18 protein-coding genes are annotated in these 22,308 nt (G+C 69.8%); 8 read left to right on the forward strand and 10 right to left on the reverse strand.

The annotated features are described in order from the left end of the window. Positions 1-25: 25 nt before the first annotated feature. Both D7147_RS08010 and D7147_RS08015 read right to left on the reverse strand, forming a co-directional pair. Positions 26-1,810: an N-acetylglutaminylglutamine amidotransferase gene (locus tag D7147_RS08010; protein WP_120675119.1), complete on the reverse strand. Its 1,785-nt coding sequence runs from the start codon at positions 1,808-1,810 to the stop codon at positions 26-28. A 191-nt stretch (positions 1,811-2,001) separates the two neighbouring features. Next, positions 2,002-2,424: a MarR family winged helix-turn-helix transcriptional regulator gene (locus D7147_RS08015; protein WP_233563001.1), complete on the reverse strand. Its 423-nt coding sequence runs from the start codon at positions 2,422-2,424 to the stop codon at positions 2,002-2,004. Between the two features lie 81 nt (positions 2,425-2,505). On the opposite strand from D7147_RS08015, the gene D7147_RS08020 reads away from it, so the two are divergent. Next, the gene (locus D7147_RS08020; protein ID WP_120675120.1) at positions 2,506-4,299 is read left to right on the forward strand and encodes an ABC transporter ATP-binding protein; all 1,794 of its coding nucleotides are present in this window, start codon (positions 2,506-2,508) and stop codon (positions 4,297-4,299) included. Between the two features lie 68 nt (positions 4,300-4,367). On the opposite strand, the gene D7147_RS08025 is transcribed toward D7147_RS08020, so the two are convergent. Then, the gene (locus tag D7147_RS08025; RefSeq protein ID WP_120675122.1) at positions 4,368-4,928 is read right to left on the reverse strand and encodes an NADPH-dependent FMN reductase; all 561 of its coding nucleotides are present in this window, start codon (positions 4,926-4,928) and stop codon (positions 4,368-4,370) included. A 142-nt stretch (positions 4,929-5,070) separates the two neighbouring features. On the opposite strand from D7147_RS08025, the gene D7147_RS08030 reads away from it, so the two are divergent. Next, positions 5,071-5,589: a MarR family winged helix-turn-helix transcriptional regulator gene (locus tag D7147_RS08030; protein ID WP_120675124.1), complete on the forward strand. Its 519-nt coding sequence runs from the start codon at positions 5,071-5,073 to the stop codon at positions 5,587-5,589. Here D7147_RS08030 and D7147_RS08035 read toward each other — a convergent pair. Continuing rightward, positions 5,586-6,419 carry a TetR family transcriptional regulator gene (locus D7147_RS08035; protein WP_120675125.1) on the reverse strand — a complete coding sequence of 278 codons (834 nt, stop codon included), beginning with the start codon at positions 6,417-6,419 and terminating at the stop codon, positions 5,586-5,588. The genes D7147_RS08030 and D7147_RS08035 overlap by 4 nt on opposite strands. Positions 6,420-6,526: 107 nt before the next feature. Between D7147_RS08035 and D7147_RS08040 the strand changes: the two genes are divergently transcribed. Further along, positions 6,527-7,459: an ABC transporter ATP-binding protein gene (locus tag D7147_RS08040; protein ID WP_120675129.1), complete on the forward strand. Its 933-nt coding sequence runs from the start codon at positions 6,527-6,529 to the stop codon at positions 7,457-7,459. Further along, complete coding sequence (locus D7147_RS08045) at positions 7,456-9,081, forward strand: ABC transporter permease (RefSeq protein ID WP_120675131.1); 1,626 nt, start codon at positions 7,456-7,458, stop codon at positions 9,079-9,081. The genes D7147_RS08040 and D7147_RS08045 overlap by 4 nt, the downstream gene beginning before the upstream one ends. 140 nt (positions 9,082-9,221) lie before the next feature. Here D7147_RS08045 and D7147_RS08050 read toward each other — a convergent pair whose 3' ends face one another. Both D7147_RS08050 and D7147_RS08055 read right to left on the reverse strand, forming a co-directional pair. Continuing rightward, on the reverse strand, positions 9,222-9,962 hold the full coding sequence (locus tag D7147_RS08050; protein WP_120675133.1) for a Crp/Fnr family transcriptional regulator: 741 nt from the start codon (positions 9,960-9,962) through the stop codon (positions 9,222-9,224). Between the two features lie 110 nt (positions 9,963-10,072). Continuing rightward, positions 10,073-10,600, reverse strand: a complete 528-nt coding sequence (locus tag D7147_RS08055; RefSeq protein ID WP_120675135.1) for a hypothetical protein — start codon at positions 10,598-10,600, stop codon at positions 10,073-10,075. 172 nt (positions 10,601-10,772) lie between these two features. On the opposite strand from D7147_RS08055, the gene D7147_RS08060 reads away from it, so the two are divergent. The 4 genes from D7147_RS08060 (at position 10,773) to pglW (ending at position 19,154) form a co-directional block, all read left to right on the forward strand. Then, positions 10,773-11,564 (forward strand): adenylate/guanylate cyclase domain-containing protein, encoded by a 792-nt coding sequence (locus tag D7147_RS08060; RefSeq protein WP_120675137.1) that lies wholly within the window; start codon positions 10,773-10,775, stop codon positions 11,562-11,564. Positions 11,565-11,678: 114 nt separating this feature from the next. After that, positions 11,679-13,820: a hypothetical protein gene (locus tag D7147_RS08065; protein WP_147437364.1), complete on the forward strand. Its 2,142-nt coding sequence runs from the start codon at positions 11,679-11,681 to the stop codon at positions 13,818-13,820. A gap of 11 nt (positions 13,821-13,831) precedes the next feature. Then, positions 13,832-14,701: a hypothetical protein gene (locus D7147_RS08070; RefSeq protein ID WP_147437365.1), complete on the forward strand. Its 870-nt coding sequence runs from the start codon at positions 13,832-13,834 to the stop codon at positions 14,699-14,701. Positions 14,702-14,780: 79 nt separating this feature from the next. Beyond that, positions 14,781-19,154: a BREX system serine/threonine kinase PglW gene (gene pglW, locus D7147_RS08075; protein ID WP_120675143.1), complete on the forward strand. Its 4,374-nt coding sequence runs from the start codon at positions 14,781-14,783 to the stop codon at positions 19,152-19,154. On the opposite strand, the gene D7147_RS08080 is transcribed toward pglW, so the two are convergent. Genes D7147_RS08080 through D7147_RS08095 form a run of 4 tightly spaced genes read right to left on the reverse strand, consistent with a single transcriptional unit; the run spans position 19,104 to position 22,285 of the window. After that, on the reverse strand, positions 19,104-20,078 hold the full coding sequence (locus tag D7147_RS08080; RefSeq protein WP_120675145.1) for a hypothetical protein: 975 nt from the start codon (positions 20,076-20,078) through the stop codon (positions 19,104-19,106). The genes pglW and D7147_RS08080 overlap by 51 nt on opposite strands. After that, a complete protein-coding gene (locus D7147_RS08085) occupies positions 20,075-20,677 on the reverse strand; it encodes a hypothetical protein (protein ID WP_120675147.1) in 603 nt (200 codons plus the stop codon). Before D7147_RS08085 ends, D7147_RS08080 begins: the two co-directional genes overlap by 4 nt. After that, on the reverse strand, positions 20,677-21,849 hold the full coding sequence (locus D7147_RS08090; RefSeq protein WP_120675150.1) for a hypothetical protein: 1,173 nt from the start codon (positions 21,847-21,849) through the stop codon (positions 20,677-20,679). The genes D7147_RS08085 and D7147_RS08090 overlap by 1 nt, the downstream gene beginning before the upstream one ends. A gap of 7 nt (positions 21,850-21,856) precedes the next feature. After that, the gene (locus D7147_RS08095; RefSeq protein ID WP_120675152.1) at positions 21,857-22,285 is read right to left on the reverse strand and encodes a hypothetical protein; all 429 of its coding nucleotides are present in this window, start codon (positions 22,283-22,285) and stop codon (positions 21,857-21,859) included. Between the last annotated feature and the right edge of the window lie 23 nt (positions 22,286-22,308).

Genomic DNA, 22,308 nt, shown 5'->3' on the forward strand with positions numbered 1-22,308 from the left:
CCTGCCGGGCTCGCCCCGGCCAAGATCAGGTGACGCCGTGGGACTGGAGCCAGAGCTCCAACAGGCCGAGCTGCCAGAGCTTGTTGCTGCCCGCCGCCGCGGCCGCCCGGTCCGGCTCGGCGAGCAGGTGCGCCACGTACTCGGGCCGGAACAGGGCCCGCTGCCGGGCGGCCGGCGACTGCAACGCCTCGACCACCAGCTCGCGTACGGCACCGTCCACGTTGCGCAGGGCGGGCACCGGGAAGTAGCCCTTCGGCCGGTCGACCACCTCGGCCGGCAGCACCTCCCGGGCCACCTCCTTGAGCACCCCCTTGCCGCCCCCGGCCAGCTTCTGCTCCGGCGGGCAGTGCGCGGCGAGGGTGACCAGGTCCTGGTCGAGGAAGGGGGTACGCACCTCCAGGCCCCAGGCCATGCTCATGCTGTCGACCCGCTTGACCGGATCGTCGGGGAGCATCAGGTGGGTGTCCAGCCGCAGCACCGCGTCGACCGCCGTCTGCGCCCCGGGCGCCGCCAGGTGCGCGTCGAGCAGGTCCCGGCTGGCGTCCCGGTCCAGCGCGTACGCCGGCCCGACCACCTGGTTCAGCTCGGCGTGGTCCCGGTCGAAGAACGCCGCCGCGAACTCGTCGGCGGCGCCCTCCCGGGGCACCCGCGCCAGCGGCTGGTGGTAGGCGTAGCCGGCGAACACCTCGTCGGCGCCCTGCCCGGACTGGGCCACCTTCACGTGCTGGGCCACCTGTTCGGAGAGCAGGTGGAAGGCGACCACGTCGTGGCTGCCCATCGGCTCGGTCATGGCGAGCACGCTGCGGCGTACGGCGGGGACGAGGTCGTCGTCGGTGAGCCGGATGCGCTGGTGGTCGGTGTCGAAGTCGCGCGCCACCAGGTCGGAGTAGTGGAACTCGTCGCCGGACTCGTCGCCCCGGCTGTCGAAGCCGATGCTGAACGTCCGCAGGTGCCGCTGGCCGGCCTCGGCGAGCAGCGCCACGATCAGGCTGGAGTCCAGGCCGCCGGAGAGGAGCACGCCGACCGGGACGTCGGCGACGAGCCGTCGGCGGACGGCGGTGCGCAGCGCCTCCCCGACGGCGTCCTGCCAGTCCCGGGCCCCCATGGCCGCGTCGGCCGGTTCCCGCACGTAGTCCGGCTGCCAGTACACCTCGTCCCGGCTGCGCCCGTCAGCCTCCAGGATCCGCAGGGTGGCCGGTGGCAGCTTGCGGACGCCACGCAGGATGGTCCGGGGCGCGGGCACGATCGAGTGCCAGGAGAGGTAGTGGTGCAGCGCCACCGGGTCGATGCCGGTGTCCACGTCGCCGGCGGCGAGCAGCGCCGGCAGGCTGGAGGCGAACCGTAGCCGGCCGGGCGTCTCGGCGAGGTAGAGCGGTTTCACCCCGAGGCGGTCGCGGACCAGCACCAGTCGCCGCCGCGCCCGGTCCACCAGGCCGAAGGCGAACATGCCGACCAGGTGGTCGACGAAGCGTTCACCCCAGTGGGCGTACGCCACCAGGATCACCTCGGTGTCGCTGGTGGAGTGGAACGAGTAGCCGGCGTTGCTCAGCTCCTCGCGCAGCTCGGGGTAGTTGTAGACGCAGCCGTTGAAGACCAGCCCGAGCCCGAGGTCCTCGCGGACCATCGGTTGGCCGCCGGCCTCGGAGAGGTCGATGATGGTGAGCCGCCGGTGCCCGAGGGCCACCCAACCGTCGGTCCAGAGCCCCTCGCCGTCCGGGCCCCGGGAGCGCATGAGCTCGGTCATCCGGGTCACCGCCGCGACGTCCGGCGTCGACCCGTCGAGCCGGGCCTCCCCGGCGATGCCGCACATCAGCGCCGGCCGCCGGTCGCACCGCTGAGCAGGCGTACCACGAGGCCCTCCCGTCACCCGCCGGTCCCGTCGATCGGACGGGCTCGGCTACCCGGCGTTCCGGTGGCCAAACCCGGGCGGGCCGGGCCGGGCCGTTCCGGGGGCACGGCGGGTCGGGCCGCGTGGTCCGGGGCCGGCTCCGCGCCGGCCGGTCAGCCGTGCAGCGTACGCAGGATGCGGGCGAGCTCTGCGCGGTCGCCGGGGGTGAGTTCGGCGAACAACCGCTCCGCCTCGGCCTGGCGGCTGGCCCGGATTCCGCTGCTCGTGCGTACCCCCTCGGGGGTGAGCGCGACCAGGGTCGCCCGCCGGTCGTTCGGGTCGGGGCGGCGCTCGACCAGCCCGCGTCGCTGGAGGTCGTCGACCACCTCGGTGGCGGAGCGGGCCGCGATGCGCAGGTGTTCGGCGAGCGCGCCGGGTCGCAGTACGCCGTGCCGGGCCAGGACGCCGAGCGCGCGCGCCTGGCTCGGGCTGACCTCCCACGGGGCGAGGGCGTCCCGGGTGCGGTGCCGCAGCAGCCGCGCCACCTTCCAGAACGCCTCGGCCAGGCTGTCGTCGTCGCCGTCGACCTCGATCACGCGGAATACGGTAGCAGGATGTACGGTTGTTCCCTCATGATGAGGCAACCTCAGTAAAATTCGATCGGAAGGTGCCCGCTTTTGGAGCCCAACCCCCTCGGCCGCGACCGCGGCCCCCGTACCGTCAGCCCGACGGAGAAGGCGCAGGCCCGGCAGGTGTCGCTGCGGCGCATCGCCGGGCTCTTCCGCCCGCACCGGGCCGCCCTCGCCGTGGTCACCACGATCATCGTGGCCTCCTCGGTCCTCGCGATGGCCTCGCCGTTCCTGCTCCGGCACGTGATCGACCAGGCCCTGCCGGGGCGCGACCTGCCCCTGCTGGCCTGGCTGGTTCTCGGCATGGTCGGGGTCGCCGCCGTCACCGCCGTGCTCGGGGTGGTGCAGACCTGGATCTCCACCCGGGTCGGGCAGGAGGTCATGCACCGCCTGCGCACCGACGTCTTCACCCACCTGCAGCGCCAGTCGCTGAACTTCTTCACCCGCACCCGCACCGGCGAGGTGCAGTCGCGGATCACCAACGACATCGGCGGCATGCAGTCGGTGGTCACCTCCACCGCCACCTCGATCGCGTCGAACCTGACCACCGTGGTCGCCACGGTCGCCGCCATGGTCGCGCTCTCCTGGCGGCTGTCGCTCGTCTCGCTGCTCATCCTCCCGCCGGCCATCTGGCTCACCCGCCGGGTCGCCCGACTCCGCCGGGAGATCACCGCCCGACGCCAGCGGGAACTCGCCGACCTCAACGTCACCGTCGAGGAGAGCCTCTCGGTCAGCGGGGTTCAGCTCGCCAAGACCCTCGGCACCGCCCCGGCACTGGTCGAGCGCTTCACCGCCTCCTCGGCCCGCCTGGTCGACCTGGAGCTGCGCAGCGAGCTGGCCGGACGCTGGCGGATGGCCTCGATGAGCATCGTCTTCGCCGCCGTTCCCGCGCTCATCTACCTCGGCGCCGGCCTGCCGGGCGCCGCCGGCACCCTGAGCATCGGCACCCTGGTCGCCTTCACCACGTTGCAGAACGGGCTGTTCCGGCCGCTGATGATGCTGCTCAACGTGGGCGTCTCACTCACCTCGTCGCTGGCGCTCTTCGCCCGGATCTTCGAGTACCTGGACCTCCCGGTCGAGGTGGCCGAGCCGGTCGAGCCGGCGCCGGTCGACCCGCGCCGGGTGCGCGGACACCTGCGCCTGGAGGACGTCACCTACAGCTACCCGGGCAGCGACACCACCGCGGTCGCGGGGGTCACCCTCGACGTGCCCGCCGGCACCGGACTCGCCCTGGTCGGGGAGACCGGCTCGGGCAAGAGCACCCTCGCCGCCCTGGTCAGCCGGCTGCACGACCCGACGAGCGGACGGATCACCGTCGACGGGACCGACCTGCGTGACCTGCGCCTGGCCGACCTGGCCGCGGTCGTCGGCGTGGTGAGCCAGGAGACCTACCTGCTGCACACCACCGTGCGGGAGAACCTGCGCTATGCCCGGCCGGACGCCACCGACGCGGAGATCGAGGCGGCGGCCCGCGCCGCGCAGATCCACGACCTGATCGCGAGCCTGCCCGACGGGTACGACACGGTCGTCGGCTCCCGGGGCCACCGCTTCTCCGGCGGCGAGAAGCAGCGGCTGGCGATCGCCCGCACCCTGCTGCGCGACCCCCGGGTGCTGATCCTCGACGAGGCCACCAGCGCACTGGACACCGAGACGGAACGGGCCGTGCAGCGGGCCTTCGACGAGCTGGCCAGGGGGCGTACCACGATCACGATCGCGCACCGGCTCTCCACCGTCCGCGACGCCGACCAGATCGCGGTGCTCGACCACGGCCGGATCGTCGAGTGCGGCACCCACGACGGCCTGCTCGACCGCGACGGCCGCTACGCCGCGCTGGCCGCCTGAAACCCCTCAGGACACGACACGAGGACGGCCGCGGAGGTTCCCGCGGCCGTCCTCGGCTCTGCGTGGATTCAGTTCCCGCGCAGGTGCGCCAGCGCGCTGCTCCAGGCGACGACCTGGTCGAGCATGGTGTTCAGGGTGGGCTCGTGGGACGGGCTCGGCTTGAAGACGCTGTAGTTCTCGAAGTCGTTGACGAACGAGAGCGCCACCTGGGCCCGTACGTCGGCCATCATGAGCTCGCCGGCGATGAGTCGCAGGTGCTCGACGGCCCGGGCGCCACCGGCGGAGCCGTAGCTGACGAAGCCGACGGCCTTGTTGTTCCACTCGGCGAAGAGGTAGTCGATCGCGTTCTTCAGCGCGCCCGAGGTGGAGTGGTTGTACTCCGGGGTGACCATCACGAACCCGTCGTACGACCCGATGGTCTTGGCCCAGCTCTTGGTGTGCGGCTGCGTGTACTGGCCGAACGAGGGCAGGTTGGTCTCGTCGAGGTGTGGCAGCGGGTGGTCGAGCAGGTCGATCAGCTCGAACTGCGCGTCCGTGCGCTGCTTGGCGTGCTCGAGGACCCAGTGGGCGACGGCCTCGCCGTTGCGGCCGGGGCGGGTGCTGCCGAGGATGATGCCGATCCTGGTCATGCGGATGGTGCCTTCCCGAAGTCGTTGCCTGACGCCACCACACGCTAGACAGATGTTGATTGGTCAAGCAAACACCGGGGCCGTGGCCGCCGTCACAGCGCCCCCGGCTGGGCGCTCCGCCGCCGGAACTAGGATGGGCGGCATGTCCGGCGTCTCCGGCGAACCGCGCAAGCCCCTCGACCGCGACGAGGAGGCCTTGGTCCGCACCCTGTTCCGGGTGATGTACCTGCTGCCCCGGGCCATCGACGCCGACATGGTGTGCGACCGGCAGCTGCCGCTCACCGAGTACACGGCCCTGATGCGCCTCTCCGAGGCGCCCGAACGGCAGCTACGGATGAGCGAGCTCGCGTTCGCCTGCCACCTCTCGCTGAGCGGGATGACCCGCACCATCACCCGGCTGGAGACGCAGGGCCTGGTGCGCCGGGTCCGCAGCCTGGAGGACGCCCGCGGCTGGAACGCCGTGCTCACCGACGCCGGCTTCGCCCGGCTCACCGAGTCCTGGCCGAGCCACCTGGCCGCCGTACGCCGACGGTTCCTCGACCACTTCGAGGGCGTCGACCTCGCCCGCCTGGCCGACGTCTTCGCGCACGTCGGCACCGTGGTGGAGCCGCACGACGGTGACGGCCGCTCCGTCGCGGAACCGTCTCGAAACTGTCGCTAAATCGTCTCGTTACTCTCGCCGGCCGGTGCCAGGTGGCGGTAGACGGTGGCCCGGGAGACGTTCAACGCGGCCGCTATCGCGTCCACCGAGTGGTCCCCGGCGGCGTACATCCGCCGCGCCGTCTCGACCTGCTCGCGATCGAGGGCGCGGGGTCGGCCCGGCCGCCGTCGCGGCCCGGCCCCGCCGTGGTCGACGCCCACCCGGGCCGCGCCGATCACCGACGGCGCGGCTCGCCCGCTCCGCTTCGGCTGCCCGGCCGTCACGCCGGCGGAGAGTCCGGTGTCCACTGTCGCCGTCAGCAGGTGACGCACCCCGTCGAGCATGTCGGCGCGGAGCACCTCGTCGGGAACGTCGGCGAAGAAGACGACCGGGTCGCTGCACATGGCGACCGCCTGCACCGCCCGCACCCGCTCCCGGCGTCCGGCCTGCGGACCGGCGATCAGGTCGTTGGCCCGCATGGCGATCCGCATCAGCCGGTGGTAGGTGTCACCCCGGGTGATCAGGGCGATGTCGTGGAAGAGCATGCCGAGGGGGCGGCGGTGGGCGAGCATCGTGTCCACCCAGCCCTCCAACACCACCGCACGGGCCCGCTCGGTCGGCAGCCCCTCCGCCGCGTCGAGCAGCCCCTCCAGGTCGCCGAGCAGCGGCTCGACCAGGGCGGCGAGCAGGTTCTCCTTGGCGGGGAAGTGGTAGAGGATGGCGGCCTTGGTCAGCCGCAGCCGCTCACCGATCTGCCGGAGCGAGGTGCGCTGGTAACCGTGCTCGGCGAAGAGGTCGAGCGCGGCGCGCAGGATCCGGGACCGGGTGTCGTCCACGGGCTCGGCGGTCATCCCGCCAGCGTAGTCGCCCTTCTGACCGACGGGCGGAAGCCCGTTGATCCGGCTGACCGTCGGTCAGTACAGTGAGGACGTCGAGGTGTCATCCGCCGGGAGGGGCCATGGCCGTCATCGCGATCGACAAACTGGTCAAGACGTTCGGCGCGGTTCGCGCGCTCGACGAACTCGACCTGCGGGTCGAGGCGGGGGAGGTGCACGGCTTCCTCGGCCCCAACGGCGCCGGCAAGTCCACCACCATCCGCATCCTGCTCGGTCTGCTCCGCCGCGATGCCGGCGAGGCGCGGGTGCTCGACGCCGACCCGTGGCGCGACGCGGTACGCCTGCACCGCCGGCTGGCGTACGTGCCCGGCGACGTGAGCCTCTGGCCCAACCTCACCGGCGGAGAGGCCATCGACCTGCTCGGCAAGCTGCGCGGCGGGCTCGACCGGCACCGCCGCGACGAGCTGCTGGAGCGCTTCGACCTCGACCCGACCCGCACCTGCCGCACCTACTCCAAGGGCAACCGGCAGAAGGTCGCCATCGTCGCCGCCTTCGCCTCCGACGTGGAGCTCTACGTGCTCGACGAGCCGACCTCCGGCCTCGACCCCCTCATGGAGTCGGTCTTCCAGGACCAGGTCCGGCGCATCCGCAGCGCGGGCGGCACGGTGCTGCTCTCCAGCCACGTGCTCGCCGAGGTCGAGGCGCTCTGCGACCGGGTCAGCATCATCCGCGAGGGGCGCACCGTCGAATCCGGCACCCTCACCGAGCTGCGCCACCTCACCCGCACCGCGGTCACCGTGGAGACCGCCCGGCCGCTCACCGGCCTCGCCGAGCTGCCCGGCGTGCACTCCGTACGGGAGGCCGACGGGCGCACCCACCTGGAGGTCGAGCCGGCCCACCTCGACGAGCTGCTCGGTCACCTCGTCCGCTTCGGCGTGCGCGCGCTGAGCAGCGCCCCGCCCACCCTGGAGCAGCTCTTCCTGCGCCACTACGGCGCCGACGGAAGCCGGGTCGCCGAGCAGCGCGCCACCGAGACCCCGGCGGCGCTGCGGTGAGCGCCTTCACCGGCACCGGACGGCTCACCCGACTCGCGCTGCGCCGCGACCGGATCCGGCTCGGCATCTGGATCTTCGGCACCCCCCTGCTCGGCTACGCCCTCGCCGCCAGCGTCGCCGGTGTCTACCCCGACGAGGCGGCCCGGCACGGCTACGCCACCACCTCGGCGTCCAGCCTGGTCGCCCGCGCCTTCAACGGCCCCATCGCCGGCACCGACCTCGGCGCGGTGGTGGTCGCCGAGACGTACGCGACGCTGGCCGTCCTCGTCGCGCTGCTGAGCACCTTCGCGGTCGTCCGGCACACCCGGCAGAACGAGGAGACCGGCCGGGCCGAGCTGCTCGGCGCCTCCGTGGTCGGCCGGTACGCGCTGCTCACCGCCGCCCTGCTGGTCGTCGTCGGGGTGAACCTGCTCGCCGCCGCGCTCCTCGCGGTCGTCTTCGCCGGCGCCGGGCTGCCGCTGGCCGGATCCCTCGCCGCGGCCGCCGCGATCGGCGGCGTGGGAGTGGCGTTCACCGGCGTCGCCGCCGTCACCGCCCAGCTCACCGTCACCTCCCGAGGCGCCAACGCGCTCGCCGCCGCGGCCGTCGGCCTCTCCTTCCTGCTCCGCGCCGCCGGCGACGTCTTCGGTGAGCAGAGCGCCGACGGCACCCGGGTGGAGAGCGCCTGGCCGTCCTGGCTGAGTCCGATGGGGTGGGGCAACCAGGTACGCGCCTACACCGGCGAGCGGTGGTGGACGCTCGCCCTGCCGGTCGCGCTGCTGATCGCCGCCGTGGCGCTCGCGTACGCGCTGGCGCAGCGACGGGACCTCGGCGCCGGCCTGCTCGCCGCCCGCCGCGGACCGGGGCGCGCCGCGACGTGGCTGCTCAGCCCCGCCGGGCTGGCCTGGCGGCTGCAACGCGGCACGCTGCTCGGCTGGGCGATCGGTGTGGGCGTGCTCGGCATCTCGATGGGCGTCGCCGCCGACGAGTTCAACGCCATGATCGCCGAGAACCCGGCCGCCGCCGAGGCGATCGCCGCGATGGGCGGCGGCGCCGAACTGGTCGACGGGTACCTCGCCGCCATGCTCGGGCTCTACGCGCTGGCGATCGGCGCGTACGTCGTGCAGGCCCTGCTCCGGGTACGCGCCGACGAGGCCGACGGGGTGCTGGAGGCCGTCCTCGCCACCGCCGTGAGCCGCGGCCGCTGGCTCGGCACGCAGGTGGCCGCGGCGCTGCTCGGCGCGACCGTGCTGCTGCTCCTCGGCGGAATCACCACCGGGATCGGCTACGGCCTGGTCGACGGCGACCCGGTGGGGAAGGCGCTCGCGCTTTGCGGCGCCGCTGCGCTGCGCCTGCCGGCCCTGCTCGTCGTCGCCGGGGTGGTGACCGCCCTGTTCGGACTGCTGCCCCGCTGGTCGGTGGCGCTCTCCTGGGCGGCGCTCATGGTGTTCCTGCTGCTCGGGCAGCTGGGCGCGGTGCTGGAGCTGCCGCAGGGCGCGCTCGACCTCTCGCCGTACACCCACGTGCCCGCCGCGCCAGCAGTCGACCCGACGGCGCTGCCGCTGCTGGTCCTCGCCGCCGTGGCGGCGGCCCTGCTGGCGACCGGCGCCGCCGCCTTCCGCCGCCGTGACACCCCCCGCTGACCGCGCCGCCTCGGACCGGCCGTGCTCATGATCCGTACAACTTCAGGGAAGTTGTCCCCTCCACCGCCCCCGGAGGCCACAACTTCCCTGAAGTTGCGCTGGGCTCGCACTGCATCTCAAACAGCGGACGCGCTGGGTCCTCAGAGGCTTCGGTCCATCCATTGCTGGCTGCTGTCAGGCATGTGAGCGAGACGTCGAAGGGCGGCCAAGTCTCTCACGATGATCTGTCGGTACCCGGTTTGGAGCACGTCGGCCTCGCGGAGTTCGCGGAGCGCCTTCTCCACCGTGGGCTCTGCTGCACCGCACAAGGATGCTAACTCCTGTTGCGTCAGCGCGATCCCGACGGTACGTCCGGCGTCGACGACCTGGCCATGGGCCGAGGCCAGTTCCGCCAGGATCCGTGCCAGCCGCACCTTGGCCGGATACGACGTGAAGTCGATTCGGCGCCGATTTGCCCAGCGGAACCGAGCCGCAGTGGTGCGAGCCAGGGCGAGGGCCGCTTCGGGTCGACGATGCAGAAATGGTGACCAGTCACGTTTGTAGATGACGCTGATCGAGCCTGCCCCGCAGCTCGTTACCGTGGCCGTCCGTGGCGTGTCGTTGAGCGCGGAGATCTCGCCAACCAGGTCACCCGACACCCGGATGGCCAGGAGAGCTTGTCGCCCGTCGACCAGATTGACCGTTACTTTCACCACCGCCTCACGAAGGAGGACCAGGTGGTTGCCCACCTCACCTTCACGCAGGATGCGATCTCCGGGCTTGATCGGGATCGTGGTTCCTAACCGGAGCATCTCGGTTCTGATGTCGGGATCCAGACAACCGAGCAGTGTGCCGACAGGCCAGTCCCGATCGATCGTCGGTCGGTGATGCTGATGCCCCATCGCAGCCCCCGTTCATCAAGGTCATCTTGCTGCTCAAAGATGACAGCGACCAGCCGGTGGGTGGATTGTTTCCGATGAGTGAGCTCGACAGAAGATGACCGGGGCACGGGTTAGCCCATGAAGACGGTGAGGACGAGCCATGCGGCCGCGGCGCAGCCAGCGGCGAAGGTCCACGGCAGGGCGGCCCTTACTCGCTGGTGCTTCTCCTGAGCGATGCCGGCCAGCAGGGTCACCAGTGTCCAGGCTTCCCGCGGCTCGCCCTGCTTGTGGTGGAGTGCCGCAAGCGCTGACGTCGAGGTAGCGGCCGGGAATCCGAATCTGTTGGGAAGGGCAGGTCCAGACGCTCTGGGCTGAAAGCCCAGCGCGAGGTGGCGGGCGGCAACGAGAAGCGTGAGCAGGAAGAGCACCGCGACTCCGCCGGCGACCGGAGCGGCCGGTGAACCAGAGACGAAGGTGATCGGGGCCTGCGCCGTACTGATCATGAGTGCTGCCAACGCGCCTTGGAAGCCGGCCAGCCGAGCAATCTTCATGTCGGCGTGCTGGATCGACTCCTGATGCAGGCGCACAGCCTGGAGCGCTGTCTCCACACTCGCGTCGGGCCACTCGTCGCGCAGTCGGTTCGGCAGAGGGATCGTCATATCTCGAGTGAAGCTGTGTGGACAGCGCCGTACCTCGTCCAAGTACGGTTTCCCGTTTTTCCGACAGCCCCGACGATCAAGTTCCGGACACCCCGTACTTTGATGGCTTTCCCATCGGCAGCGATCGCTATAAGTGACATGGCCTCAGGGTTCGAGTGTCAGGAGGAGCGAGATGGCGATATCGCAGCCAAGCCGGCGGTTGATCATGGCCGTGGACATGGAAAGCTACAGCCGCCACGACGACGCCGGGCAGGCGCGAGTCCAGACCGATTTCCGGCACCTCATGCAGCGGGCGGCCGAGCAGTGTGGGCTCCAGCGCACCGGGTGGGAGATCCAGCCGACCGGAGATGGCGAGCTCGCGCTCTTTCCTCCGGGTACGTCCGAGCCCCGGGTCATCGCTGACCTCGTGCCCGCCATGGATCGGATCCTGCGCGATCACAACCGCGACGTTGCGCCTCATGCCAAGGTCCGGCTACGCGTCGCGATCCACCAGGGCCTCGTCACGAAGACGGAGAATGGCTACGCCGGGTCCGCTGTGGTGGCTGCGGCCCGCTTGGTCGACGCGGACCCCCTGAAAGATGCCTTGAAGCGGTTTCCACAGGCGACCGTTGTCATGATCGTCTCCTCCACGATCTTCCGAGAGGTGGTGAGCCAGTCCTACAGCGGCATCCGGAAGGAGCGTTACGGCCGGGTTGACGTTCGCGTCAAGTCCTTCGCGGAGGATGCCTGGATTTTCGTGCCAGATGAGGACTTCAATCTGGCGGCACCGTCCCCGTCGCGCACGTACGATGCCTCCCCCTGCGGCGACGCCGAGGAGGCGCCGCAGCCGGCGCCGCCGGCGACGAGCGGGAGCAGGTTCAGCTTCGGCACCGTCACGAACCACGGACCGACGGTCTTCGGTGACCATGCTCGGATAGCGGGGGCCGCGGAATCACCCCGCGGTGATGGGGCTTCGTGGCGATGACAGACAGTCCGCAATCGCCTAAGAACGTGCCACCAGCCGCTTCGGAGAGCGCGCCGAGCGAACGGGACGGTGAGGCGGAGCGAAATCGTCCCGCCGCCCGCTCGGGCGGCCCCAGTGAAGAACCGTCTGAACCCACTTGGGGGCCGCCAGGAAGAGTCGGAAGTGCAACCTGCTGTGCCCATTGATGATGAGAACGATCCGGAAGAGGGCGTTGGAACGCGGTCGGTCTACGACCATCCCACGTTGCGTCGCCTGCTCTCGCCGCCGCGCAGCAGCTTTCGAATAGACGACCTGACGAACGCAGGCCCGAGCGCGTTCGGCGACCACGCGACCGTGATCGGCAGCATAAGCTTAGATCGGAGCGAGCGCAGGAAGGAGTTTTTCTCTGACCGGGTTTCTGATCTGACGCGTAGATGTCGGACGTTCATCCAACCGCAGTATTTCGCCGACCTGCAGCAGCGCCTGCGACGCAACCGAATAGTTGGCATCGCCGGGCTTCCGAAGACCGGCCGGATGACTGCGGCGTGTATCGCGCTCGCAGAACATCGGTCAGCCGACCTGGTTAGAAGGATCTTCCCGCGGGGGGCAGACATCGTAGCTCACCTGCGAGAAGATCCCGAGATCATCGAGAAGGGGTCCTGCTACATAATCGAGATTGCTGACAGGCAGTTGACCGATGTGCTCCGATCTCTTGAGCCGATCTTCGAGGGGCGGGACTCCAGCGCTATCATCATCCGAGACCTCAGATCATCCGAGGACGAGCTGCATCGGGCAGAAGTCTTCCACGAGCCCCCGGATGCGTCTCTGGAGATCTTCCGCCGACATCTCGCGCTCTACCTCGATGGCAAGTGCGTGGCGGATTGCGGGACCTGTGCCGGGAACTGCCATGAGGCGTACGTCTCCGAACTGCTGACTGAGCCGGTCAAGCGGTCGATAGGTCTCATGCGTTCTCCGAGAGAGTGCGCCCACTACGCAGAACGAATTGCGGCAGAGTTGCCGAGAGGCCAGGCGATCGCGGCCATCCTTCCGTCCGAGGCTCGGCGGCGCCGGGAAGAGGCGCGACGAATCCTCTTGCTGACCGAGCGTCCGGACGAGGGCTACCACAATCGGTCGGTGCAACACCGCCGTGCACTCCGTATCGCCTACGCCGTTTTTGCCGGTCAACCCATGGCCAGCGTCTCTGAAGGTGCCGGTCTGTTGCTGGAGAAGCTCGACCACCTCTTCGCCGAGCCCGTCATCGGGCGACCTGCTCTGCTGAACGACCTGCCGAGCCTGCTCGGGAGAGAGCTCTGTTCGGACTGGCACAGGCCTGTCGACGAGGCATGCTCGACGCAGCGGGTGACCAGGGTTGCGCAGGTCGACGCAGAGGTGGTCACGGCAATGCTCGACGTTGCCTGGAACGACTTCGACAACACCCGTCCAGCGCTGATCGAGTGGGTTGACGAACTCGCGTCTCATCCAGAGCTAGGTTTCAGCGAGTGCGCTGCGGTCGCCGCGGGAATTTTCGCCACCCATGACTTCGACCACGTCTACTCACGCGTGATCCGGCGTTGGGCTCGTGACCGGAGGTGGCGGGTGCGGCGGACCGCAGCGGCCGCCATGGTGTCAACGGCGAACCTTGACGGCGCTGATCAGCTTGGCCTGGCATCGAACCGCCACGTACGGGCCCTCGTCAATGCCGAAATCGAAAACCTGGCTCGCTCGACCTCTCCGCTCGAACGGGATACGGCAGCGATGGTCTGGGGATTGGGCTACATCTCACGTAACCCCAGCCAGGCGGCGCGAGCGCTCACCGTCGTGGCAACCAATGCCACTGGGTGGCGCACGCGCAACGTGTCGGACGCGATCGAGAGGTTGTTCGGAACGATCGGTAACTCCTGGACGATCGGGATGCTGTCGTGGTGGCTCGACAGCAGCAACCCGGCCCTGCGTAGGCACGCGGCACAGGCATTCTTCGACTGGGTCGACCGCCTTGCGCCCACCTCGCGCCGCCGGGAGTTGTTTGCGCTCCTGGACGCCGGACCTACGCAGGTGGACCACATGGCCTCACTCTGGCGAGTTGTTCTGCTCGATCCGCGATTCTCCGTCACGGCGTGGCAACACCTCGCCGAGTGGTTGAAGACCGGCGCCAGCGACCCTCAGTTGAGCGGACCGATTCGCAGCCTGATCCGCCGGCTCGCCGCCGATCCGGCTATCCGTTCCCGGCTCACCTACTGGCTTTCGCGAGGCTCGGCGACCACCACCTCCGCCGCGTGATGGGAGTGAAGATGACCACCGATAATGCTGGCCCCATGAACTCGGATCGGCCCCACATCGTGCCCAAGTTTCGTCAGCTGGCGGATCGCGTCCGTGCTGCCGCCGCTCGTTTCCAGGGCCCACCCGCCCCCGACCTCACTCAGCGTCGACGCCATCCTCGACCGATCATCGTCCCCGCCCGGGGGTACGTCTTCTCGTTCCACATCGATGTGATGTTCACGTGGTACTCGGAAGGGCTCCGCGAGGACCAGCTCGGGGCGTGGTCGGTGCACTTCGCCGACCTCGCTCGCCGCGATGTCGAGCACCAGGCGGCGGATCTTGCCCGGCATTTCCACCCGCACCAGCCCGGCTCGCTCGAGATCCAGCTCAACCGGCTCCTGTCCCGCGCGCATCGTCGCTACGAGCGACGTGACGTCGTCCTGCACTGCAAACCGGAGGTGCGCGTCCGCCTTGACGAGGACGTGAAGTCAGAACTCCGCCACGCCCACGTACAGCGACTTCGCGCTGAGAGCGATCACGAGCTGACGCTGCGCCGGATACAGCTGACCGACCAGATCACCCAACGCTGGATCGCGTTGATCGACCGCCTCCGTCGCGACCCACTGGCTCACGCGGCCCTCCTACTCAGCGACCAGCAACTCGCCGACGTCCTCGACCAGCATGTGTTCAAGGAAGAGAGGTCGAAGGTCGAGGACCTGGCCGCGCGGCTCACGGACGCTCTCAGCCGTAGTGGTCGAGTCGGTGAACCACTCGAAGAGCACGAGGCGACAGAGATCATCAAGCTGCTGAACGACATCCTCAAGGATGGAGGAGAGACTCCGCCGGATGTCGGAATCAACGGGAATAGCCGGCATGCCTCCCGCTCATCGGGAGTCTCCTGACAATGCGGTGCCGTCTCCGGTGATGACGCGCGGTGGTGCAGGTCAGAGTGAGGAGCCCATCACCCCTAGGATCTCTGACATGCAGGAGGGCCGGTGGACGACGATCACGCCGTCGCAGTTCGCGCACGAGCGGGAGGCGCTGGCGCACGTCCAAGCGCTCCTACCCGATAGTGAGCCGTACCGGGCCTGGTCGAACTTCACCTTCACCGCCCAGACCGGTCACCCGTACGAGGTCGACCTGCTGGTCGCCGGGCCCGGCGGTCTCTACCTGATCGAGATCAAGAGCCTGAACGGGCGGCTGACGTCCAGTGGCTCCAACTGGATCCAGCAAGCTCCGAACCGAACTCGCACCTTTGACAACCCCCTCCACCTTGCGGACGCCAAGGCCAAGAAGCTGAAGTCCTTGCTGCAGGTCGCCGCGTCCCGGCGGCGGGGACGAACAGTCAAGATCCCGTTCGTGCAGGCAGCGGTGTTCCTCTCCAAGCCCGGCTTGCGCGTCGACCTCTCCGAGCACCATCTGCACGGGATTTACGGCCCTGAGACAGCACCCGGTCACCAGCCCGGCCCGCTGCCGGCGATCAGCACCCTGCTCCGGCGCCCACCGCAGGACGAACGCCAGCGGGTCACGAGGGAGGTCTCAGCGGCGCTGCCCGACCTGCTGGCGGATATCGGCATCGCTCGCAGCCGCCGGCACTACCAGATCGGCTCGTGGGAGCTGGAACCGCGACCGTTCGACCTCGGGCCCACCTGGCAGGACCACCACGCCCGCCACCGTGACCTGGAGCGCGAGCACCGGCGAGTGCGCATCTACCTCGTCGAGCGCAACGCGGTGCAGGACGAGCGGGCCAGCATCGAACGTGCCGCCCGGCGCGAGATGCAGGTGCTGCACGGAATCAGCCATCCCGGCATCGTGCGGGTCGACGCAATGGAGCAGCATGAGGCCGGCCCCGCGCTGATCTTCCGATACGACCAGCGGTCGATGCGCCTCGACCACTACATTGCCCAGTACGGCGACCGCCTGGATCCGCTCAGCCGGCTCGCGATGATCCGCCAACTCGCCGAGACGGTGGCTTACGCGCATCGCCGGCGGCTGCACCACCGAGCTCTATCGGCCCGCAGCGTGCTGGTCAGTCCGGGACGGCGGAGGAGGGGCGGCAGCGAAGACGAAGCGTGGTTGACCCCGCAGCTACAGATCAGCGACTGGCAAGCGGCGACCCGTGGTGTCGACAGCACGGGCGGCACGAGCGCCGAACCCGTGGCCCTCTCGTCTCACGCGGCCACGCACATCGAACTCTCGGCCGAGGCATATCTCGCGCCGGAGTTGAGCACTACGCAACCCGACCCGGTCGCGATGGACGTCTTCGGCCTCGGCGCGCTGTCGTATCTCGTGCTCACCGGCCAGCCGCCCGCGGCGAAGCGACCGGAGCTGCTCGCCCGGCTCAGCCGAGACAACGGCTTGCGGGCCGCCGCGGTTGCCGACGGGATCAGCGAGTTCGCGGACGAGATGATCCAAGCGGCTACTGCTCCGGTGCCCGGCCAGCGGCTCACCACGGTGGCCGAGTTCGTCGAGATGCTCCAGGTTGTCGAGGACGAGCTGACGGCACCGCCGCCCGGCTCGGTGCATCCGGAGGAGCCGGAGCAGGTCGATCCGCTGGAAGCCCGCGGCGGCGATCAGGTTGGCGAATGGAGAATCACGAAGAGCCTTGGCACGGGTTCGACCTGCCGGGCGTTCCTCGCACGCAACGAGCGCACCGGCAAGGACGAGGTGCTCAAGGTCGGCCTCTCCGACGAGAAGGCGGCCCGGCTCGCGCACGAGGCGCGCGTGCTCGCCCCGCTCACCGACTCCCGGGTGATCCGGCTGGCGCGCCCCGAGCCGCTGCAGCTCGGCACTCGCACCGTGGTCGTGCTCGAACACGCCGGCGACCACACCCTCGCTCGAAAGCTGCGCGACGACGGCCGGCTCACCGTCGACGAGCTGGAGACCTACAGCGACTACCTGTTCGGCGCTCTCGACTACCTGGAGGGCGAGGGCGTATATCACCGCGACATCAAGCCGGACAACATCGCCATCCGGATCCGCCCGAACCGCACACGCCAGCTGGTGTTGTTCGATTTCTCCCTGGCCGGCGTGTCGGTCAAGGAGATCAACGCTGGGACGCCCCGCTACCTCGACCCGTTTCTCGGCACCGCCAACCGCCCTGTCTACGACAAGCACGCCGAGTGGTACGCCCTCGCGGTCACCCTGCACGAGATGGCCTCCGGCGAGCTGCCTGTCTGGGGCGACGGTGGCACCGAGCCGCAGCTCACCGACGGCCCGCCGGTCCTGGCCGTGGAGGCGATCGACCCGGCGATCCGCGACGATCTGGTCGCCTTCTTCGGGCAGGCTCTGCACCGCGACCACCGCAGGCGGTTCGCCTCGCTGAAGGACATGCGCGACGCCTGGCACCAGGTCTTCCGCCGCTCCGACGCGAGCACGCCTGTCGGCACGGACCACCCAGAGACCGAGGCCGACGAGCTTGACGAGACCGTCGCCGAAGCGGCCAGAGACGACGCGGCTGGCAAGGCAACTCGGGCGACCGCGCTGGAAGCCGCAGGTCTAACGCCCCGGGCGGTCTCCGCCGCCCACCGCCTCGATGCCAGCGCTGTCGGCGAACTGCTCACCGTGGCCAACCGGCTCGCCACCCTCCCCGGCCTCGGCGCGAAGACGCGCCGAGAGCTGCAGCGCCGGGTCAAGGAGTGGCGCACCCGACTCGGCGAGCGGGAGACCATCCCCACCACGCCCGCCGCGCGCAAGGCGGCCACCGCCGAGGCAGCGACGGAGACCGGCGACGCCGATCTGGTACGTGTCGGCCTCGACGCGATCGCCACGCTCTTGACGCCCGCAAAGAACGGCCGCAACGGCACCGAGATCGAGGCGACCCGCCTGCTGCTGCACCTGCCCGACGAGTCCGGTGCGCTGCCCGAGCTGCCGTCCTGGCCGCAGCAGCCGCAGGTCGCCGCCGCGCTCGGTGTCACCGCGGCGCGAGTGGCTCAGATCCTCGGCAAGCAGCGCAAACGCTGGGACGGAATTCCGGTGGTCGGGAGTGTGCGTACTCAGCTCGTCGAGCTGCTGCGCGACGGTGGTCGGGTGATGGGGGTCGGCGAGCTGGCGACGGCATTGTTGGGGAGCCGAGGATCGGTCCGCACCGGTGATGCGCTGCGCCATGCAGTTGCGCTCGCCGCCGTGCGTGCCGCAGTGGAGGTCGACGCCCTCGCCGACGAGCCCCGGCTACTGCTCCGCCGGCATGGCGAGCGACTGCTCGTGGCGCTAGAGGCCGGGGAGGACGACGGCCCGGAGACGCCAGCCGCGCCGGCGTTGCTCGACTACGCCGACGCGCTCGGAAAGGCCGCCGACAGGCTGGCCGCCAGCGAGGTGCTGCCGAGCCCGGCGACCGTACTGCGTACCCTCGCGGCGGTGACCGCGCCCGGCGGTGCGGCCGACGCGATCGACGAGCGCCGGCGGGTGCTGCTCGCCGCGGTTGCCTCCGAGCGGGCCGCTGCCACCGCGCGGCTGGAGCTCTACCCACGAGACCTCGACCCGGTGCGGGCGCTGCGACTCGCCCAGGCCGGCGTGGTGCCCCCGGCAACCACTCCTGAGGGCCGGCGCGGTCTGACCCCGGAGCAGGTCGCCCAGCGGGTCACCACACGTTTCCCGGAGCTGACACCCTTGCCGGCGCACCCGAAGCTCGACAGGCTCCTCGCCGAGGCGGGGTTCGAACTGCGGTGGGACCGTGACCGCTACGTACCACCGCCACCCCGTAGTGGGTCATCGTCGATGTCGATCGTGCAGCGTCGGCCGTCAGCCACCGCGCCGCCGAGCCGGTGGGCGGCGGAGTCGCCCGAATTGGCGGCGGCGATGCGCTCCGAGGAGCGGCTGGCTGGCGCACTGTCCGGCGGCGGCTTCCGGGCCCTGACGGTACGGCTCTCGCGTTATCCGCTCGCGCGCGAGGAACTGGCTCGGCGCTTCCATGCCCGGCCAGTGAACGTCGCCGCGCGTTTCCTGCATCATCTGCGCGTGCTCGTGGACGAGACGCCGAAACCGACCTGGGAGACGGTGCTCGGGGCCGACAACGCGGCGCCGAACACACGGCCCGCAATCAAACTGGGGGAGTACGTCGAGCGGGCTTGGCAGCTGACCGTGCCGGCGTTGCGCGCCGAGTTGGGCGACGGTGACGGTCCGCTGCTGTTGCACGACGCGGCCGTGCTGGCCCGCTACCGAGCAATGGAGCGGCTCTTCGAGTTGGCGGATGCGGCGCGGGGTGGCGGGGGACAGCTCTGGCTGCTCTGCCCGATGGAGGACCCGGCGCTGCTGCCGAGGCTGGACACGGCGGTGGTGCCGGTGGGCGACAACGAGTGGATCCCGTTAGCCGACGCCTGGATCGTCAACGCCCACCGCAGCGCGGTCACTGCCTGACGCCACAGGTGGAGTGACCTTCGGCGGCCGGCCATCGGCCGTTCGCGCGGCGTCGTTGCCGACTGCCTGCAGGCCACTGCGCGCGTATGCGGGCGCCTCGTGGGCGAGCACGTCCATGCTTTCCGGTGGGCGGGCGACGGCGAGCGCCGGTGAGCCGTGCAGCTCCCACACGCCGGCCTCGACCCAGCAGAGCTGCCGGTACTTCTCCGGCGCCATGGCCTGCGAACCGAAGTCCCAGCCGACGGCTGACACTGGTCGGCCGTCGAACTGCCGCCGGGCTCGCTCACGGTAGGTGTCCCTCGTGACTGTCTCGGGATGCAGGAACGAGAGATCGAAGCCATTCTCGGCCAGCCCGAACGCGGCCAGACCGAAGAGCATCGTGCAGTCGATGCCGCTGCCGGCGCAGTAGTCGGCGATTCGTGCCGCGCCGTTCACGGCACCCGCGAAGGACAGCACGTACAGGCGGCGGACCGGATGGAATCGCTGGTACTCACGTAGTGCCGCCACGATGGTCGCGCCGGAGGCGACGGTGTCGCCGATCAGTAGCGTCGATCCGCCGGCGTCGAAACGCGCGTAGGAGACCTCGACGGTGGCGTCGTCCGACGCGACAGCCACTCTGCTGGTGGAGACGATGTTCGCCGGGAGGTTCCGGCCCGCTTCGAGGGCGACCGCTTCTGCCAGCTGGTAGATCAGACCCTTGCTCAAGATGGTCAGCTCGGCGAGATCCGCACCGTCGAGTTCGTCCCGGATATGTCGGATGAACTCCCGGCTACTGGCGAGGCAGACCCGCCGGAACGGTAGCTCCAGGAGGTTCCGGTCGAACAGCAACGCCTCCAGATTCTGGTTGTGAACGAGGTGGAGACCCGTGACCCCCGTCCTGGCGTCGACCGGTTCGACGATGCTCGACCCGGTGTCCTCGATCATGCCGTCGTGCTGGTCGCTGCCGGAGCGGAGGATTCGATCTTTCGTAGTGCCTGAAGCATTGGCGCGTCGATGTCGAGCACGTGGTCCTTGTACTCGGTGAGGGCGGCGGAGAGCCACTCGGGGCGAGGTTGAGAGGCCTTGGGCCGGTGGGCCAGCGCCACGAGGGCGCGGCCGGCCGCGGTGAAGTCTTCGACCACCTCGGTGGCCAGAGCCGCCACATGAGGATGCACGTAATCAGTCACCCGCACACCCCGATATTCCAGGACGTCACTGCGGTACTGCGAATTGCGGGGCGCGACCACGATCACCGGGGTACCGAGCGTCACTGCCGCCGCCATCTCCACCCCGATGCCGATTCCGCGGCGCACTCGCGCATCGACGACGACGGCCGTGGCAACCATCACCTGGTACATGTCCCGGCCGAACTGGCCGAGCGTGTTGCCGGCGTCCGGTATCGGGTCATCAGGGTTGAGAAAGACGACATCGCAGGGAGCCGCGCCGCTGACGACCTCCTTGCGCTCCACGTCCGTCCAGCAGAGACGCTGCTGATCGGCGGCACCCTTCATGATCGATCCAGAACAGTAGACGGAAACCAGCATTAGCGAGTCCTTCGGTCGGGGTCTGTCTGATTCAACGCGACATCGAGTCTGTTGGCGACGACCGATACCACGGTGTGTGCCTGCGGAATCGTCGTCGCGTTCTGGAACCGGATCTGTTTACGACCGCGGATCACCGCCTCGCGCAGCCGAGCCCGTAACACCGGGTGCTGTGTGGCTGTCGCGATGGCGCCGAACTCAGGCGTCGCACGTAGCGAGAGCAGGTCGCGCCAGCGGGTGCCATGGTGGACGAGATCGTGGATGCCGAGCCAACTAAGGCCGAGGTCGAACGCGCGGGCGGAGAGCACCCGATCCGCGAGGGACGACCGCAGCTGGCGGATCCCGCAGGAGAAGTCGCCGAAGTCGAAGTCGGCGACGATGGCGGCGTCGAGGTCACGGAGGTAGCTCGCCAGGTATTGACGAGACAGAAACATGTCGACTCGAGAGCGCTCCTCGGCCTCCAACGGAACCGGAACCGTGGCGCGGACGAACCTTCCGACGAACGCCTGCCCTTCGAGCCGTTCCGGTACCTCCCGCAGGTGCGTCTCGACGTCGCCGGCTCGATCGGGCCACCTGCGCGAGACGCTGACGAGCGTGCTGGCCAGCTGGCCGTGGGAATCCAGCGCGTCACGCCAGCTCTGTGCGATGTCGGAAGCGGTGTTCTGCGCGTAGCGGGGCCGCCAGACGAGCCCGTCGATGAGCCTGCGGTGCGGAGTCAGGTCGTAGGGGTTGCGTGCGTCGCCGCGGTATTCGACGGCCTTGTGCTCGACGTACGAATCGAGGTCAGCGATGTGCGAGGAGTAGTGGACGACGCCGCGCACGACGAGGGGCCTGATCCGGGTGAGGAAGACCGACAGGACCGGCACTTCGAACAGGTACGAGGCGGGAAGGACCAGCTCTTCGTCGGTGGCGAGCACCGCCAGCCGCGTGGCGTGCAGCGCCTGGGACAGGTCGGTCTCGGTGAAGCGAGCGGTCGGCGGTCGGCCGTAACAGGACCGGATCTCGGGGTTCAGGTATTGCAGGAAGATGGGCCGCGCGCGGTCGTACGTCAGAGGTGTGGTGAAGCGTTCCTCCGGATAGAGGCTGAGCTGCTGCGCGGGCAGATGCAGGTGCAGGTCCCGGCCTGCGACGTAGCCGTCACGACGCGGGTTGATGTCCTGCTGGTGCATCGTCACGTGTCGCTCATGGTGCCGCGTCGGGCCGGCCGACGGTGAGGTCGCGGCCCGCGGTGTATGCATCCCGGCCTGCAGTGATGTTCTGCCGCACGGTGGTCGACCTGTCGCCGGCGACGCCGGACTCCTCGATCGCGGCGACCAGGTCCCGCACGGCGTCGGCGAAGCTCGCGTCGTCGTCCAAGCGAGCCTGCAACCAGCCCGCCCACCGCGCTGTCTCCAGGGCGGACGCCTGATCCCTGTGGTCCTGCGCCGCGCTGAGGACGCGCTCCCGTGACTCCTCCAGGGCGCGGTCGAGCCGCACCGTAGCGCCCGTCTTCTCACGACCGAGGACCCGCGCCGCGCGATCCTTCATGCCGAGCCACACGTCCGAGACCATGGCCTGGATCAGAGCCGCGCTCGCTGCGGCGGCCAGGCCTGCTGCCGACAGGTCGTCCATGGATCACCGCATCTGAAGTGAGG

Source organism: Micromonospora musae, from assembly GCF_003626545.1.
GTDB lineage: Bacteria > Actinomycetota > Actinomycetes > Mycobacteriales > Micromonosporaceae > Micromonospora > Micromonospora musae.

Bases quoted from the DNA above. Each gene is read 5' to 3' on its own strand.
- D7147_RS08010 (WP_120675119.1), bottom strand. From the start codon at position 1,810: ATGTGCGGCATCGCCGGGGAGGCCCGGCTCGACGGGTCGACGCCGGAC.
- D7147_RS08025 (WP_120675122.1), bottom strand. From the start codon at position 4,928: ATGACCAGGATCGGCATCATCCTCGGCAGCACCCGCCCCGGCCGCAAC.
- D7147_RS08030 (WP_120675124.1), top strand. From the start codon at position 5,071: ATGTCCGGCGTCTCCGGCGAACCGCGCAAGCCCCTCGACCGCGACGAG.
- D7147_RS08035 (WP_120675125.1), bottom strand. From the start codon at position 6,419: ATGACCGCCGAGCCCGTGGACGACACCCGGTCCCGGATCCTGCGCGCC.
- D7147_RS08040 (WP_120675129.1), top strand. From the start codon at position 6,527: ATGGCCGTCATCGCGATCGACAAACTGGTCAAGACGTTCGGCGCGGTT.
- D7147_RS08050 (WP_120675133.1), bottom strand. From the start codon at position 9,962: ATGGGGCATCAGCATCACCGACCGACGATCGATCGGGACTGGCCTGTC.
- D7147_RS08055 (WP_120675135.1), bottom strand. From the start codon at position 10,600: ATGACGATCCCTCTGCCGAACCGACTGCGCGACGAGTGGCCCGACGCG.
- D7147_RS08060 (WP_120675137.1), top strand. From the start codon at position 10,773: ATGGCGATATCGCAGCCAAGCCGGCGGTTGATCATGGCCGTGGACATG.
- D7147_RS08070 (WP_147437365.1), top strand. From the start codon at position 13,832: ATGACCACCGATAATGCTGGCCCCATGAACTCGGATCGGCCCCACATC.
- pglW (WP_120675143.1), top strand. From the start codon at position 14,781: ATGCAGGAGGGCCGGTGGACGACGATCACGCCGTCGCAGTTCGCGCAC.
- D7147_RS08080 (WP_120675145.1), bottom strand. From the start codon at position 20,078: ATGATCGAGGACACCGGGTCGAGCATCGTCGAACCGGTCGACGCCAGG.
- D7147_RS08085 (WP_120675147.1), bottom strand. From the start codon at position 20,677: ATGCTGGTTTCCGTCTACTGTTCTGGATCGATCATGAAGGGTGCCGCC.
- D7147_RS08095 (WP_120675152.1), bottom strand. From the start codon at position 22,285: ATGGACGACCTGTCGGCAGCAGGCCTGGCCGCCGCAGCGAGCGCGGCT.